Annotated in this window: 19 protein-coding genes; 14 read left to right on the top strand and 5 right to left on the bottom strand. The window is 49.8% G+C overall.

Going from position 1 to position 16,031, the window contains the following annotated elements; genetic code table 11:
• The first annotated feature begins 63 nt into the window (after positions 1–63).
• The 4 genes from DXA36_RS08570 (at position 64) to DXA36_RS08555 (ending at position 3,259) form a co-directional block, all read left to right on the top strand.
• Positions 64–513: a LytTR family DNA-binding domain-containing protein gene (locus tag DXA36_RS08570; RefSeq protein WP_118678177.1), complete on the top strand. Its 450-nt coding sequence runs from the start codon at positions 64–66 to the stop codon at positions 511–513.
• Positions 510–950, top strand: a complete 441-nt coding sequence (locus DXA36_RS08565; protein WP_118678175.1) for a DUF6608 family protein — start codon at positions 510–512, stop codon at positions 948–950. The genes DXA36_RS08570 and DXA36_RS08565 overlap by 4 nt, the downstream gene beginning before the upstream one ends.
• Entirely contained in the window at positions 931–1,617 is a 687-nt protein-coding gene (locus DXA36_RS08560) for a hypothetical protein (protein WP_118678173.1), read from the top strand. The genes DXA36_RS08565 and DXA36_RS08560 overlap by 20 nt, the downstream gene beginning before the upstream one ends.
• A 241-nt stretch (positions 1,618–1,858) precedes the next feature.
• A complete protein-coding gene (locus DXA36_RS08555; protein ID WP_118678559.1) occupies positions 1,859–3,259 on the top strand; it encodes an RsmB/NOP family class I SAM-dependent RNA methyltransferase in 1,401 nt (466 codons plus the stop codon).
• Between the two features lie 277 nt (positions 3,260–3,536).
• Here DXA36_RS08555 and DXA36_RS08545 read toward each other — a convergent pair whose 3' ends face one another.
• Positions 3,537–3,989, bottom strand: coding sequence for a DUF3021 domain-containing protein (locus DXA36_RS08545; protein ID WP_118678169.1), 453 nt, complete (start codon positions 3,987–3,989; stop codon positions 3,537–3,539).
• A 2-nt stretch (positions 3,990–3,991) separates the two neighbouring features.
• Positions 3,992–4,435 (bottom strand): LytTR family DNA-binding domain-containing protein, encoded by a 444-nt coding sequence (locus DXA36_RS08540; RefSeq protein WP_118678167.1) that lies wholly within the window; start codon positions 4,433–4,435, stop codon positions 3,992–3,994.
• 277 nt (positions 4,436–4,712) lie between these two features.
• Between DXA36_RS08540 and DXA36_RS08535 the strand changes: the two genes are divergently transcribed.
• From DXA36_RS08535 to guaA, 10 genes are all read left to right on the top strand, one after another.
• Positions 4,713–5,489 (top strand): ABC transporter ATP-binding protein, encoded by a 777-nt coding sequence (locus DXA36_RS08535; RefSeq protein ID WP_182478984.1) that lies wholly within the window; start codon positions 4,713–4,715, stop codon positions 5,487–5,489.
• Complete coding sequence (locus tag DXA36_RS08530; RefSeq protein ID WP_118678163.1) at positions 5,486–6,238, top strand: ABC transporter permease; 753 nt, start codon at positions 5,486–5,488, stop codon at positions 6,236–6,238. The genes DXA36_RS08535 and DXA36_RS08530 overlap by 4 nt, the downstream gene beginning before the upstream one ends.
• 128 nt (positions 6,239–6,366) lie before the next feature.
• Positions 6,367–6,864 (top strand): hypothetical protein, encoded by a 498-nt coding sequence (locus DXA36_RS08525; protein ID WP_118678161.1) that lies wholly within the window; start codon positions 6,367–6,369, stop codon positions 6,862–6,864.
• 129 nt (positions 6,865–6,993) lie between these two features.
• Positions 6,994–7,662, top strand: coding sequence for a GTP pyrophosphokinase (locus DXA36_RS08520; protein ID WP_118678159.1), 669 nt, complete (start codon positions 6,994–6,996; stop codon positions 7,660–7,662).
• Positions 7,663–7,718: 56 nt separating this feature from the next.
• Positions 7,719–8,399: a response regulator transcription factor gene (locus DXA36_RS08515; protein WP_118678157.1), complete on the top strand. Its 681-nt coding sequence runs from the start codon at positions 7,719–7,721 to the stop codon at positions 8,397–8,399.
• Positions 8,396–9,643 carry a sensor histidine kinase gene (locus DXA36_RS08510; protein ID WP_118678155.1) on the top strand — a complete coding sequence of 416 codons (1,248 nt, stop codon included), beginning with the start codon at positions 8,396–8,398 and terminating at the stop codon, positions 9,641–9,643. The genes DXA36_RS08515 and DXA36_RS08510 overlap by 4 nt, the downstream gene beginning before the upstream one ends.
• Before the next feature lie 218 nt (positions 9,644–9,861).
• Positions 9,862–11,055, top strand: coding sequence for an NEW3 domain-containing protein (locus DXA36_RS08505; RefSeq protein WP_118678153.1), 1,194 nt, complete (start codon positions 9,862–9,864; stop codon positions 11,053–11,055).
• 2 nt (positions 11,056–11,057) lie between these two features.
• Complete coding sequence (locus DXA36_RS08500) at positions 11,058–12,083, top strand: ABC transporter ATP-binding protein (protein WP_118678151.1); 1,026 nt, start codon at positions 11,058–11,060, stop codon at positions 12,081–12,083.
• Complete coding sequence (locus tag DXA36_RS08495) at positions 12,067–13,023, top strand: ABC transporter permease (protein ID WP_243114595.1); 957 nt, start codon at positions 12,067–12,069, stop codon at positions 13,021–13,023. The genes DXA36_RS08500 and DXA36_RS08495 overlap by 17 nt, the downstream gene beginning before the upstream one ends.
• Before the next feature lie 232 nt (positions 13,024–13,255).
• On the top strand, positions 13,256–14,548 hold the full coding sequence (gene guaA, locus DXA36_RS08490; protein WP_118678149.1) for a glutamine-hydrolyzing GMP synthase: 1,293 nt from the start codon (positions 13,256–13,258) through the stop codon (positions 14,546–14,548).
• A gap of 119 nt (positions 14,549–14,667) precedes the next feature.
• Here guaA and DXA36_RS08485 read toward each other — a convergent pair whose 3' ends face one another.
• From DXA36_RS08485 to DXA36_RS34205, 3 genes are all read right to left on the bottom strand, one after another.
• Complete coding sequence (locus DXA36_RS08485; protein ID WP_118678147.1) at positions 14,668–15,360, bottom strand: hypothetical protein; 693 nt, start codon at positions 15,358–15,360, stop codon at positions 14,668–14,670.
• Positions 15,361–15,449: 89 nt separating this feature from the next.
• Positions 15,450–15,683, bottom strand: a complete 234-nt coding sequence (locus DXA36_RS08480) for a helix-turn-helix domain-containing protein (RefSeq protein WP_118678145.1) — start codon at positions 15,681–15,683, stop codon at positions 15,450–15,452.
• 135 nt (positions 15,684–15,818) lie between these two features.
• Positions 15,819–16,004: an Arc family DNA-binding protein gene (locus DXA36_RS34205; protein WP_243114594.1), complete on the bottom strand. Its 186-nt coding sequence runs from the start codon at positions 16,002–16,004 to the stop codon at positions 15,819–15,821.
• Between the last annotated feature and the right edge of the window lie 27 nt (positions 16,005–16,031).

Genomic DNA, 16,031 nt, shown 5'->3' with positions numbered 1-16,031 from the left:
CAGAAAAGCGAGTAACGGTCCGGGCTTAGCGGAACCGTTACGGGATGTAAAGGTAGAAACAGTATGAAAATCAACCAGTTCCGGGAACCCGGGCTTAAAGAAGATTATATGGACGTCCATTACCGGGAATATAACGAGGAAATCAGAAGGATCCTGGCATCTGCGGAAAGCGGGAATGCTCTTCTGGGAAAACAGGAGGGAGTGCAGGTCTATCTGGTTCCTGAGGAAATCTATTATTTTGAAACCGTGGATCGGAAATGTTTTGCCTGCCTGAAGGAGGATGTCTACCAGGTGGAACTGAGCATCCAGTCCGCAGCGGAACGGTTCGGGGCTTCGGGTTTTGTGCGTATCAGCAAATCAGCGGCAGTGAATGTCTACAAGGTACGTCAGCTGACGGCGGATGTAAACATGCGCATGCAGCTGCTATTGGACAACGGGGAAAAACTGGTGTTGAACCGGGCATATAAAAATGATTTCCTGCAATTCATCAATGAAAGGAGAATGCGGAAATGAAATTAATAAACAAAAGTAACTTTTTTTCCACTGTTTGTGAGGTATATGCCCTGCTATCTATCGGAAAGATTGTCCTGGAGGCGGTTACACAAGGCAAATGGGGAAACGATCAGATGAATTTTATCCTGATGTTTGTGATTTCCCTGGGCGCCACCTTTGTGCTGTCCCAGTATTACAGGCTGGTAAGATTTCCTCTCACACTGGTGATCCTGGGACAATATCTGGTGATCCTGGGAGCGCTTATGCTTTTCTTGTGGGTATACAGCCGCTTCGGTATTTTGGGAAGGCATGCCTACAGAGATATGTTTATATCTTTTACCATTCCGTATATCCTCCTGGCAGGCGGGTATTATCTGAATCTGTTTAAGGAAATAAAAAAGGCAAATGTAATTCTGGAAGAACTATGGAGGGAAAACAATGAAAGCGATGATAACTGACAGAAAAAAAGGATGGCTCATAATGGGGCTGGGACTGGATGCTTTTGCGGGACTTGGTCTGGAGGTGCTGCTGGCCTTCTGGCTGGAGCCTATGCTGTATGGCGTACCTATGGAACAATGGAATACCTGGCAGGCGGTGCTGCACTGGATTATAACCTGTTTGCTCTGGGGGCTGGCAGCGGCATATCTGCTGCGCACGGCGGATAAAAAATACGGGCTGAAGCTGTTAAACCCGGGATCCGGCGGCAACACCCTCCGTTCGGTAAAGCTGTGGCAATGGGGACTGGTGGCAGCCGGCGGCGCCTGTAAAATCATGACTTCCGTCATAAGCTGGGGAGGCTTTAAAGTATATCTGGAATGGAAAAGCCACGGAACGCTTATGTTTCTCTTCCAGTATATATATTATTTATTTGAAGCCGTACTTTTTACTTTAATCCTGGTATTTGCCCAGATTGCCTTTGAAACCTGGTTTAAGAATAAAAAAATTCCTTACGGCGGCATTATCCTGGGGCTGACCTGGGGACTTGCCCATGCCTTTACCAAAGGGAGTATCCTCATAGGACTGGAAGGGGTGGTGGTAGGGCTTCTGTTCGGTTCCCTGTATTTATTGCTGAACCGGAACCTGAAAGGGACCTATTGTTTATTGTTCTTTCTGTTTGTGCTGTAATGCGGTAACGCTTCCGGCATGCCTGCACTTGTGTATATTTGGCGTTATAATTCACGGCCCCCGTGCCCGCCGCCCGTGAATTATAACTATTTGGCGCAGTCTGAGAAAAAGTATGGATTTCCACTGGAATTTGTATAGAAAATCTGATAAAGTATAACGGTTCAAACAGATCTGAACCGTTACGATAAAGTTCCATTCGAGTAACCGCTCAGGAAAATATACGAAGGAAAGGGATGAAATGATGCTTCCGGAGAAGTTTATAATACGAATGCAGGAAATGCTCGGAGGAGAATACGGAGCCTTTGAGGAAGCTCTGAAGGAAGGCAGATACCAGGGGCTGCGGGTGAATACCCTTAAGGCGGATGTACAGGATTTCCGGGAGAGGGCGCCTTTTGTTCTGTCCCCGGTTCCGTGGACGAAAACCGGTTTTTATTATGAGGCGGCACAACAGCCGGGAAAGCATCCATTACATGAAGCGGGGGTTTATTATATTCAGGAACCCAGCGCCATGGCCCCGGCGGAACTGGCCGGTGCGCGGCCGGGAGAGAGGATTCTGGATCTATGCGCCGCCCCGGGAGGGAAAAGCACCCAGCTGGCGGCGGCTATGAAAGGAAAGGGGATCCTCGTCTGCAATGAAATTCATCCCGCCAGGGCCAAAATCCTGTCGGAAAATATAGAACGTATGGGAATCCGGAATGCGGTGGTGACCAATGAGACGCCGGAAAGGCTGGCGGAGCGGTTTGCCGGCTTCTTCGATAAAATCTTGGTGGATGCTCCCTGCTCAGGAGAAGGGATGTTCCGGAAAAATGAAGAAGCCTGTGAGGAATGGAGCCCTGAGAACGTGGAAATGTGCGCCGCAAGGCAGGATACCATCCTGGACAGCGCCGGGCAGATGCTGCGCAGCGGGGGTCTGCTGGTGTATTCCACCTGTACCTTTGCCCCGCAGGAAAATGAAGGGACGATCAGCCGTTTCCTGAAACGCTGCCCGTCTTTTTCCGTGGAGACGCCTGCTGCGGTGCCGGAGGGCTTTTCCTATGGACGGCCGGACTGGATCCCGGAGCCTGCTCCTGGAATAGAAGGAACCATGAGGCTGTGGCCCCATAAGCTGAAGGGAGAAGGTCATTTTCTGGCTGTCCTCAGAAAAGAAGGGCAGCTTACAGACATTTCCTCTTTTCCTGTCCGAAAAGACGGAAACCGGGGGATCCCGGAAAGAGACTGCGGCGAATTTCCTGCATTTGCGGCCCGGTTTTTAAAGGACTGGCAGGGCGGTACCTATGTTGTCTTTGGGGATCAGCTCTATTTGCTGCCTGTTGGAATGCCGTCCCTGCAGGGAGTAAAGGTGCTGCGCCCGGGCCTGCATCTGGGAACGTTGAAAAAGAACCGGTTTGAGCCATCCCACGCGCTGGCACTGGCGCTGAAGCCGCAGGAATCCTGTCTGTGTGCGGAACTGCTTTCCGGGGAAGAAGGCAGGGATTACGGGCCGGCCCGCGCCTGGATCAACGGGGAAACTTTTCCTTGCGCCGGCGAAAAGGGCTGGTATCTGATTACGGCGGACGGCTACAGCATCGGCTGGGGCAAGCTGGCCGGCGGAATGATGAAAAACCACTATCCCAAGGGGCTTCGGAAGAACTGGAAGCAGTAGTCCCTGGAAAAACGCAATATAGCTTTTTTATGCATGGGACAGTCCGGGAAAACGCAGCTTATGCTGACGGAACGGATTGTCCTTTTTTGTAAGGAAAAACAGGGTATCATCATCTGCCAGAGGAGTAAGAAGAAAACCTTCCGTATCCTTCGGGGTAAATTCCAAAACGGCATGTTTCATGCCCGGACAGGAAAGGGTATCCAGGATTTCCCGGAAGGGCATTCCGTCTTTGCAGAAAATATCATGACAGATCAGGGAAGCTTCTCCCGGTGTCCGTTCAGCTTTTCTCTTCCTGTTCCATTTCTTTTAACCGCTGATTCCACTTTTTTGCCTCGTTTTTGTTATAAAGATAAAAAGCCGTCCATATTGCCACAAAGCTCAGGATACCAATGACGACAAAGGATACCAGGTTCCAGCTCAGCTGTCCGGGAATCCATTCCAGATAAAAGGCGGTCAGAAAATAAATTCCCATTCCAACCGTGAAATGAATAACGATCTGCAGGCCGTGGGAGAGCTTTTCCAGCGTATAAACGATACTTGTGCTTCCGCAGGCAATTCCTACGATAATGGATCCTGCGGCATGTCTGGGAAACTGATTCACAATCGGATCCAGATAGGCGCGCCCGCCCAGGAAATAACCGATGAGACAGGTTAGCACGAAGAACGTGCAGCCCCAGGAAATACCCCAATACAGATATTTCAATAGTTTCATGATCGTTTTTTTCTTCATTATCACACCCCCAGACGTTCTTTGAATTGCTGCCGATAGCTCCTGGTTATCACTTCTTCCACACCGTTTTTCATCACCAGCTCCATCGTGCCGTTAAAGGAGGCTTCCACATGGCTGATACGCCTGATATTGACAAGGGCGGATTTGGAGATTCTGACAAAGCTGCTTCCCAGAAGCTTTTCCAGCTCATATAATGGCTTGCTGAGAAGAAACCGTTTTTTCTGCCGGTCGTAAAGAACCAGCTCCCGGCCCTCCGTTCGGATGATTTCTATGGTATCCGGTTCCAGGATATAGGTTTTCCCGTCCCGCTGGGCGGAAAAGATGGTTTCTTCGCACTCTTTTTCCAGGAGAGCCACTGCAGCCTGCAGGGAGGGGGTCAGCCTGGCAATGTGCAGAACCGCATATGGATCCTTGCGGCCCGGTTCGATCTGGATTTCCACGCGCATTCGGGTTACCTCCTGTGGATGTATTCTATAGGTACGGACCAGCCAGCCTTCTTTGTCCATGGGCAGGCTGAACTGTAATTATTATAGCATAAAATAGGAAAAGGGAAGTGCATTTTATCCTCTGCATGTGCAACATATCCCGGAAAAGAAGCATCTTGCCCCACAACGGTTGTATCCCGGAAAGGCATCTTTTATGATAAAAGGGAAAACAGGTAACAGGGAAGGTACGGCCCCGTTACAAAGAGGCATAGAAAACAGCCACGGACAGGAGAATCGCATGAAAGAAAAAATAATGATAAAGGCGGAACACCTGAAGCTGTATTACGGTAAAATATGTGCGGTAGATGACGTATCCTTTTCCATGTATAAAGGGGAAATCCTGGGAGTGATTGGGCCGAACGGCTCCGGAAAAACATCACTCATAGAATGTCTGGAGGGGCTGCGGAGACCGTCGGATGGGAAAATCGAGGTATTCGGGTACCATCCCTGCAAAGACAGGCGGGAGATGTATAAGAAAATGGGAATCCAGCTCCAAGAGGCAGCATACCCGGAAAAAATCAAGGTAAAAGAGCTGTGTGCCCTTTTTGCCGCGTTTTATGAAAATCCTGCGGACTGGAAGCTTTTGTTACGGCAGCTTGGCCTGGAAGAAAAGGCGGGGCGCATGGTCAATAAGCTGTCAGGCGGGGAAAAGCAGCGTCTTTCCATATTGCTGGCCCTGCTGCCAAGGCCGGAGCTTCTGATTCTGGATGAGCTTACAACGGGACTGGATCCGGAAATCCGCAGGGGGCTGTGGGAAAGCCTTTTGCGGATAAGGAGGGCAGGGACCGGCATCCTCCTTGTTTCCCATTATATGGATGAAATGGAAGCGCTGGCGGACAGACTGCTGTTTATGACGGAGGGCCGCTGTATATTCCTTGGAACAAAAAAGGAATTCCGGCAATATGCAAGACAGATAATCGGAGAAGAAAAGTGGAGCGCACAGTTGTCTCTGGAGGATATTTACCTGCTGCTATCCCCCAAAACCAACCTGTTGACGATGGAGGGGATCTTATGAAAAAATTTATGGTTCTGTTACGTATGGAGGCCCTGCTGTTTATCCGCGATTTTTACGGCTTCTTTTTTACTTTTGTATTCCCCCTTCTGATGCTGCTGCTTTACGGGAGCATCTACGGGAATGAACCGTCGCCTTATTTCGGCGGAAGGGGGACAATGGATGTTTCCGTACCGGCCTATTCCGCCATGATCATCGGGGTGACGGGGCTGATGGCTTTTCCCCTGACCCTGGCGGGCTATAAGGAGAACCGGATTTATAAACGGTTTGACGCTTCGCCGGCAGGAAAAGGGATGGTCATAGCCGCCCAGGTGCTGGTGAACCTTCTGATGACGCTGGCGGGCTTCGGCCTGCTGTTCGGGGCGGGGAAGCTTTTGTATCGGATACAGACAGAGGGCAGTTTTCCGGTGATACTCGCCTCCCTTCTTTTATCAGCCGGCGCCATTTTTTCCCTTGGTTTCTTTTTTACCGCAATAGCAAGAGATATGAAGATCAGCAGCCTGCTGTGCTATCTTTCTTATTTTATCATGATTTTCCTGTCCGGGGCCACGCTGCCGAAGGAAATGTTCCCGGATGCGGTGAGGTACATTTCCCGGTGGCTTCCGCTGACCTATGTGGTGGAGCTGCTGCAGGGAACCTTCCGGGGAGCGCCGCCGGAGGAATACCGAAGCAGCCTTATCCTTCTGGCCGGGATCCTGGTGGTGTGCACCGGGACAGGTGCCTTTCTCTACCGTAGAAAAAGCTGGGTGTAAGCCCGGCTTTTTTTAAGTGCTTTTATAGTTGGGCTGTTAGTATCTTCCTAAGAAGCCGGTGCTGCCGCTATCGTTACCAGGGGATGGGGCACCAGGCAGCGGGCCATGTTAGGGAAGGAAGGATATGTATGGACAGAAGAGCAGTTTGTGCCGCCGTTTTGCTGCTGGCCGCTGTTTGTATACTGGCGGCCTGCGCAGAAAGAATGCAGGCAAATAAATCCAGTGAAACAAAGGATTCCGTGGAAGATGGGGATAACGTCCAGGCCAGGATAAGAGTGACGCTTCAGGATGAGGATGGATCCGTGCTATCCGGCGGTGAACTCCGGGCGGAAAAGGGAGCGGGAGAACAAAACTGGATCGCGGATGAGAGCGGAATCCTGGAAATTTACGGATGGGAAGAAAATAAGGTAATGGAAATCAGGCTGTTCAACGCTTCCGGGACGGAATTGGGTGAGGCCGCCCTGCAGCTGCTGACAAGCCTGGTTACGGACGCGGCTGTGCTGGAGGATAATCATATCCGGATATGTGCGGCGGAAGGTGCCGGGTATGTGGAGGTTATTTTCCGGCCGGACGGATCGGGCGGCATCCTGTGCCGGCTGAAGCTGGACGGAGGCTGGGAGCAATGAAGCGGCTGTCCGGACAGCGGTGCAGGAGGGCGGGAAAAGTTACGCCGGATCCGTTAATTAATGCAGGTTACTTAGCTTCCGCAGATATTGACAAGAAAACCCGGTGATTTTACAATAAAAGGAGCGTCTATGGAATATTTTGAAATGGAGATTACGGAAAGGGAGAAGGAGTTTTATGAGGATCAGCTGATTCTGCTTACAGGAACATTGACGGAATTCCTCTCCTGTATGGATATGCTGAGAAAGTATCAAAAAACCGTTACAGGCCGGGATCCGGTGGCATCCTGCCAGGCGCGTATCAAAAAGGCGGAAAGCATGGCGGGGAAGCTGCAGCGGATGGGGCTGAAGGTCTGCCGGGAAAATGCCCTGGAGAAGGTATTTGATGCTGCGGGGGTGCGCATTATATGTCCCTTTGTGGAGGACGTGTACCGTATGGCGGATCTGATCACGGATATCCCCGGGGTCAGGCTTTTCCGGGAAAAGGATTACATTGCCCATCCCAAGCCTAACGGGTACCGCAGCTACCATATGATCATCCGTTTTCCTCTGCGGTTCCTGGGAAAAGAAGGCATGGAAAACAGCCTCTGGCTGGAGCTGCAGCTGCGGACCATAGCCATGGACTGCTGGGCAAGTATTGAACACAGCCTGAAATATAAGAAGGATATATCCAATCAGGAATTCATGAAAAAGGAATTAAAACGGTGTGCGGATGAAATTGCATCCACGGATCTTTCCCTTTCCACAATAAAGGAAATGATCCAGGATGACAGTTCTGTACATTTGCCGCCCAGGCTGTAAGTATACGTGGTGGAAACAGGCAGCCGGGAGAAGCTGGAAGGAAGGGAAACAGATAGATGCGGGTATTGATAGCGGACGACGAACGGGAGATGACCCAGGCACTGGAGGCTATATTAAAACATGAGCATTATTCGGCGGATACGGTATATGACGGGCAGGCCGCACTGGATTACGGGCTGGCGGAGACCTATGACTGCCTGGTACTGGACATTATGATGCCCGGCCTTACCGGCCTCCAGGTTTTGGAGCGGCTGCGGGAGAATAATGTTTCCACTCCTATTTTGCTGCTGACGGCCAAAGGGCAGGTGGAGGATCGGATAGAGGGGCTTAACTGCGGGGCGGACGATTATCTGCCGAAGCCCTTTGACGTAGGAGAATTTATAGCCAGAGTGCGGGCGCTCACCCGGAGAAACGGGGTGTTTACCTCCCATATACTGACCGTGGGCAACATCAGCCTGAACCGCTCCACCTTTGAGCTGGGGCGGGAGGAAATGGCCGTCCGTCTGGGCAATAAGGAATTCCAGATGATGGAGCTGCTCATGCGGCAGCAGGGCCGTTTTATTTCCACGGAGCAGTTCATGGAGCGGATCTGGGGCTATGAAAGCGAAAGTGAAATCAATGTGGTATGGGCTTATATTTCTTATCTGCGTAAAAAGCTTTCGGCTTTGGGGGCCAATGTAAAGATTTCAGCCAGCCGCGGACGGGGCTATATGCTGGAAGTGGAGGAAAAAGGATGATCCAGGCACTGCGCAGACGGTTTCTCATGATTGCCATGCTGTCCCTGACGGGAACGCTTTGCGTGATAGGGGCTTCCATCAATTTGGGCAACCTGTACCGGATAACAAGACTGTCGGATACGGCTATTGAACTTCTCTACCAAAACGACGGTACCTTCCCTCTGGCAGACGGAGGACGGCCGGATGTGGCGGGAGGTTTCCAGATTACGGAGGAAACCCCTTTTGAAACCCGTTATTGTATCGTGCATCTGACGGAAAAGAGAGAGGTGCGGGAAGTGGAGATGGAGCACATTGCCGCTCTGGATCGGGAAAAGGTAGTGGATCTGGTCAGCGAAATTATCCGGGACGGAAAGAAAAGCGGGTTTAACGGCTATTACAGATATCAGGTTTTTGAAAAGGACGGAGAAAGCACCATTGTGGTGCTGAACTGCTTTCTGCAGCTCCAGTCGGTCTATAATGTGCTCCAGGTGACATTGCTGGTTATCGTATGCTGTGTGACCCTCGTTTTTTTTCTGCTGCTTCTTCTTTCCGGCAGGGTGATCCGTCCTTTTACGGAAAATATGGAACGCCAGAAGCGCTTCCTCACGGATGTGTCCCATGAACTGAAAACACCGCTGGGTATTATTTCCGCCAATACCGGCGTCCTGGAGCTTACCAGGGGAAAAGACGAATGGACGGAGAGCATACGGAACCAGGTAAAAAGGCTGGATAGTCTGATCAAGGATCTGATAGAGCTGTCAAAGTCGGAAGAAAGTGTGAAGGAGAGCGAATTTACCGAATTCTGTATCAGCCATATCGCGGAAAATAATGCGGATTCCTTCCGCACCCTCGCGCAGTCACAGGGAAAAAGCCTTGTCACCGGAATAGAGCCGCAGGTACGTATGAGAGGCCAGGAGGATTCCGTCACCCGCTTGGTGACAATCCTGTTGGATAACGGGGTAAAATACTGCGATCTGGCGGGAACGGTGACGCTTGACCTGCGGCAGAAAGGCAGGCAGATAATCCTGCGGGTATCCAATCCCTGCAAAGATATGGATCCCGCCCAGGTCCCCCATCTGTTTGACCGTTTCTACCGGGCGGACAGCTCCCGGTCCCGGCAGAGCGGGGGGTATGGAATCGGCCTGTCTATCGCCAGGGCGGTGACGGAGGGGCACAAGGGAAAGATAAGCGCATCTTATGAAGCCGGAAATGTTGTTTTCACGGCGGTTTTGCCGGGAGGGACAGGAAAAAATCCACAGCCTTAGCAGCCGCTGTAAGGGGAACGGGTTATTTCGCGTCAGTTCCTAAGGGCGTTCACAAAAAATTCACAGGGATTCCGCGGGCACAGGCGGCTTGCGGAGTCTTTTTTTTAAGTTCATTTATACTTGGACGTATATAATTTCAAACACGGAAGGCAGTCCGGAGACAGGGAGCACTGAGGATCCGCGGACTGCCGGAAAAAAAGAAAAGGAGAGAGAAAAGTATGAATGGAATTGCAGGTTCGCGGAGGAAAACAGCGGTGCGTATTATGGCGGCGCTGGTTTTGCCGGCCCTTTTACTGCTGGGCGCCGGCAGAGAGGTATCTGCGGCGGGAGGGCTGCAGATGAGCACCGGATATCCGGGAATGGCGGTAACGGCAGGGGACGAGCTGTCTTTTGCACTGGACTTCACCAATACAACCGGGGCGGGAATGGCCGTGTCCCTGGAGACGGTATCCCTGCCGGAAGGATGGGAAGGCTATTTCACCGGAAACGGAAGTGAAGTGAGTCAGGTTTACGTGAAAAACGGGGAAAATGAAGGAACGGCAGCCTACAGCCTGTCCATCCCGGAGGAAGCGGCCGGCGGTGATTATGAAGTGGTTCTGAGAGCTTATACCGGCGGGGAAGCATCCGATACGCTCACCCTGAATCTGAAGGTAACGGAAGAAGAGCTGGGCGGCAGCAGCTTCCAGTCCGAGTACCCTGAACAGGAAGGCTCTGCGGGAGCCAGCTTCAGCTTTGACACGACACTGGTAAATAACAGTGCCAGCGAACAGAATTACAGTTTTTCTTCCAATGCCCCTTCCGGCTGGAATGTAACCTTTACGCCATCCGGGGAGAGCAGCCCGGTGAACAGCATTACCCTGGAGCCGCGTAAGAGCCAGACGATTACCGTGGGAGTGACGCCTGCTGCCGATGCCCAGGCCGGAGCCTATACCATTTCCTGCGCCGCAGTTTCCGCAGGGGAAAATCTGAAAACCGAGCTTACCGCAACGATTACCGGCCAATATGCCCTGGATGTGACCACCCCCAGCGGACGGCTGAGCACGGAGGCTTATGCCAACAAACAAAAAGAGGTTGCCCTGAAAATCGTCAATAACGGAAATACGGATCTTACCAATGTAACCTTAAGCTCCTCAGCACCGGACGGCTGGACTGTCAGCTTCAGCCAGCCTACCATAGACGTCATTGAAGCGGGGGCATCTGTAGAGGTGACAGCCTATATGACACCCGGAGAAGATTCCCTGTCCGGTGATTATGTGGTTTCTATCAAAGCATCCAATTCCGATACCTCGGATAATGCGGAATTCCGTATTTCTGTGAAAACGGAAACCATTTGGGGCGTGGTGGGCGTTCTTCTGATAGTCTGTGTATTTGCCGGTATTGGCTGGGTATTCCATAAGTATGGGAGACGATAATTATGTCAGAAACGATTATAAAAACAGAGGGGCTATCTAAGCGTTACGGTGCCATTACCGCGGTGGACAAACTGTTTCTGAATATCCGCAGGGGAGAGGTTTTCGGCCTGCTGGGGCCTAACGGTGCCGGAAAGACCACCACCACCCTGATGCTTCTGGGGCTGACCGAACCCACCAAAGGCAGCGCACAGATCTGCGGCTATGACTGTACCAGGGATTCCCTTCAGGTGAAGAAAATCACCGGATACCTGCCCGATAACGTAGGTTTTTACCCGGATATGACCGGCAGGCAGAACCTGCGCTTTACCGGCCGTCTGAACGGCCTGCAGGGCGTACCGCTGGAAAGGAAAATCGAAGAAATGCTGAAACGGGTCGGCATGACGGACGCCGCCGACCGCAAAACAGGCACCTATTCCCGTGGTATGAAGCAGCGCCTTGGAATCGCGGATGTACTGATGAAGGACCCGGAGATTATTATCATGGATGAGCCTACGCTCGGAATCGACCCGGAAGGCATGCGGGAGCTTCTGGCGCTGATCCGACAGCTTTCGGAGGAGGATAAGAGAACCATCCTCATTTCCTCCCACCAGCTGCATCAGGTACAGCAGATATGCGACCGGGTGGGGGTTTTCGTGAAAGGAAAGCTTATTGCCTGCGGATCCATCAGTGAACTGGCGGTACAGCTGCAAAGCGAGGGCAATTACATCCTGGAGCTGGAGGCCTATCCCCATGATGAAAGAATGGAGCATCTGCTTGGCACCGTGGAAGGCGTAAAAGAAATCACGAAGGAAAATGAAATGCTTCTGGTTCATTCCGACAGGGACTGCCATAATGACGTGATTGTGACCCTGCTGATGAACGGCTATGATCTGCGCAGACTCCGCCAGCGCGGCGGGGATCTGGATGAGATATACAGTAAATATTTTGAAAAGGCAGGTGAAACATATGACAGCTTTACAGGTAAAAGAAAAAGTTTCCGGGAAAATTTCAGGGGCCTTATCCGGAATACACTTGGGAAAGGAAAATAGCGCCCTGCACGGTCTTTTAATCCTGTTCCAGAAGGAACTGGCGGATCACCTGCGAAGCACCCGCTTTTTGCTGATGACAGCGCTTCTGACTCTGACGAGCATGGCGAGCCTGTATGGTGCGCTGAGCAATATCCGGGATGAGGCGACGGAAAACAGCGAGTTTATTTTCCTCTCCCTGTTTACCACAAGCGGAAATTCTCTGCCCTCCATTTGTACTTTTTTAGCTTTTCTCGGACCGCTGGCCGGGATCGTGCTGGGCTTTGACTGCGTGAACCGGGAGCGCTCCCTGGGAACCCTGAACCGCCTGACCTCTCAGCCCATTTACCGGGATACGGTGATTAACGGAAAATTTCTGGCAGGGTTTGCCGCGATTTTTATTATGGTATTTTCCCTGGGAATCCTGGTGAGCGCCATCGGCCTGCTGGTGATTGGCATAGCCCCCCAATATGAAGAAGTGCTCCGTATTCTTGCATTTTTGCTTTTTACGGTATTCTATATCGCCTTCTGGCTGGGACTGTCCATCCTTTTTTCCGTAATCTGGAGACATGCGGCAACGGCGGCCCTGGCGGGAATCTCCATCTGGATTTTTCTTTCCTTCTTTATGAACATGATCGCGGGAGTGGCGGCGGATATGGCCTATCCCACGGAAGGAATCGAAGGGATGTTTAACCTGCGGAGTAACTATACGCTGGAGCTGGGACTGAACCGGATATCCCCCTACTATCTGTTCGGAGAGGCCGCGTCCACTATTCTGAATCCCAATGTCAGGAGTATAGGGATAGTCAGTACCTCCCAGCTTTCCGGGGCTATTGCGGGCTATCTGCCATTCGGACAGAGCCTGCTGCTGGTATGGCCGCATCTGGTATGTATGGTTGCCCTGACGTTGGTATGCTTTGCCCTGTCCTATATCTGCTTTATGAAGCAGGAAATCCGTGCATAGAAAGGAGGATGCCTGAGTAAAAACAGGAGCAGAAAAATCAAATGCCGGTGAAATGCCGCGGAAACGTTGTCCGCGAAAATAAAATTTCCGTAGAAAAAATGCCTCCATGCAGTTATAATAGATTTGTATAGCGAAAAATGCTTTATCCGGCAGACGGAAGCGGAGGAGGGGCAAAAAGCCCGCTTCCGCCGTACGGGCCGCCTGCCGGGGCGATAGGAAAAGGAGACGAAAGATGAAACAGGACATGATTGCAATTCTGGACCTGGGAAGTACGGAAAACACAGTGGTTGCCCGGGCAATCCGTGACATGGGCGTTTACAGTGAAATCCATCCCCATGATATCACCGTGGACGAGCTGAAGGCTCTGGACAATGTGAAAGGTATTATTTTAAACGGCGGTGAAAACCGTGTGGTTGACGGCAGGCCGGTTGATATCGATCCCGCTCTGTACAGCTGCGGGGTGCCCGTTATGGCAATCGACCATCCCACGGCACAGTGCGAAAAAAAGTATACGGCCATACCGGAAGAGGATGTGCTGAAGGATTTCGTGCTGAAGCAGTGCAAGGCTGAGACCAATTGGAATATGAAGAACTTTATCGAAGACCAGGTGGAGCTTATCCGCCGTCAGGTGGGTGATAAAAAGGTGCTCCTCGCTTTATCCGGCGGCGTGGATTCCTCCGTGGTTGCCGCTATGCTGATTAAGGCCATCGGCCAGCAGCTGGTATGTGTCCATGTAAACCATGGTCTCATGCGGAAAAATGAATCCGAAAGTGTTGTGGAGGTATTCCGTAATCAGCTTCATGCGAATCTGATCTACGTGGACGCCACAGAACGTTTCTTAGGAAAGCTGTCCGGCGTTTCGGATCCGGAGGAGAAGAGAAAGATCATCGGCGGCGAATTCATCCGTGTATTTGAGGAAGAAGCCCGCAAGCTGGACGGCATCCACTTCCTGGGCCAGGGTACCATTTACCCGGATATCATTGAAAGCGGAACCAAAACTGCGAAGATGGTAAAATCCCATCATAACGTGGGCGGGCTGCCGGAGGATCTGCAGTTTGAACTGGTTGAACCCCTGAAGCAGCTGTTCAAGGATGAGGTAAGAGCCTGCGGTATCGAACTTGGGCTGCCTGCAGGCATGGTATACCGTCAGCCGTTCCCCGGCCCCGGCCTCGGTGTCCGCTGTCTTGGCGCGATCACCCGTGACAGGCTGGAAGCTGTAAGGGAATCGGATGCGATTCTGCGGGAGGAATTCGAAAAAGCCGGACTGGATAAAAAGGTATGGCAGTATTTTACCGTAGTTCCGGATTTTAAATCGGTTGGGATGAAGAACCATGCGAGATGCTTTGAGTATATGGTGATTGTCCGTGCGATTAATACGATTGATGCAATGACCGCCAGTGTGGAGAAAGTGGACTGGGAGGTGTTGGAGCGGATAACGAACAGGATACTGGCTGAGGTGGAGAATGTGAACAGGGTTTGTTATGATTGTTCTCCTAAGCCGCCGGCTACGATTGAATTTGAATAACGGACAGAACCCCGGAAATGCTGATAGAATGGGCATTTCCGGGGTTGCTTTATGTCGTTTGGCTCTATTTAATTTGCTTGTGTATCTGAAAATAGCTTATTGCATGCATTATAATAACTTTAAATATCGTTCCGTAGATATAACATTTTATCATTCATTGAATAAAATATTTTTATCTGGTGCAGGTCAGAAATGAAGTTATTATATTGGTTATATTCAAGGTAGAGAACGTCTTTGACAATTGTTGCAAATGCAAAAACAATAGAAAAAATAAGTAAAATTATTATAATTAACTGAATTGCCAAGGCGAGAATATCGACTTGGGGTGTATCCTCACCTATTTTTTGTGCAGCATATGCAACTATCGGGATAATTATAGCACCCAATATTTTAATTGATTTTTTCAAAGGTGTTAAATAGTCACATTGGATTTGAGCGGCCTTAGCTTCTGATATTAGCATATCAATTAAGTCCATGTTTTTTACATCGATTGCGTATTTCTCAAGTACTTGGATTACCATTCTCATTCGTTTTTGAGAATAAGGAGAGTAATGTTGTTTTAACATTTTCTCAAGGTTGCGCTTGGTTGAATCAATTATTAAAAATATAATTAGAAGTAGTATTGTAGTTGCCATTAATATAAAAGCAATTTTATAATATTTTATTATTAGTAGAAAAGCAGATATTAAACTAAATGTAAATATTAAGGCAACAGCAATCTTTCGATAAAAAGGTAATTTGGTAAAAGGAATTGTGCTTTTAATCCCCTTTAATCCTATTTTATAAGAAATGAATAAGTCGCAAAATCTCATATATAAAATTTCCTTTCTACAATTAAGTTCATATTATTGTAGGGCCGTTTTATGCTGTTTGGTTCTATCTGCATACTTGAAAAAATCATTTATTTTAAGAGTTCATCATAGGTGGTTTCCAGACAATCACGAATGCCACGAAGCTGTGCGCCAGTAATATGCTGAATGCCACGCTCAATTTTCACTAATGCTTCTCTGGTCATTCCAATGTCTTTTAAATCTAACATCCCAATTAATTCAGTCTGACCGATTTCTTTTTCTAATCGTATTCTACGGATATTTCCCCCAATATCAATTCCTTCTTGCTTTATTTTCTGCTCCATCGTTTTTCCCTTTACGTGTGGACTGAAATTAGTCCGTTTTCTCTTTATCTTATAGAGAAATAATGATAGAATGGGACTAGAATGAGTCCACTTGAAAGGTAAAACAATAGCCGCAGAAAAAACATGGACAAAATCTTATTTAAGAGTCCCATGTTTATGCTCATGCTGTGCGATTGCCTGTCGAATGAGATAAAACACTTCTCCATTTATGGAACGTCCGTCAAATTCAGCAAGACTTTTTAGTTTCTTATGAGTTTCGGAATCAATGCGTAATCCCAGATGTTTATCTTTATCCAGGTCAATATTTAAACTAACATCCACATTCTGAAATTAACATCCACTTTGCGT

Origin of the sequence: Eisenbergiella sp. OF01-20 (assembly GCF_003478085.1) — a bacterium.
In the GTDB taxonomy this organism is placed as follows: domain Bacteria; phylum Bacillota; class Clostridia; order Lachnospirales; family Lachnospiraceae; genus Eisenbergiella.
This window is presented reverse-complemented; position numbering and strand designations above follow the sequence as displayed.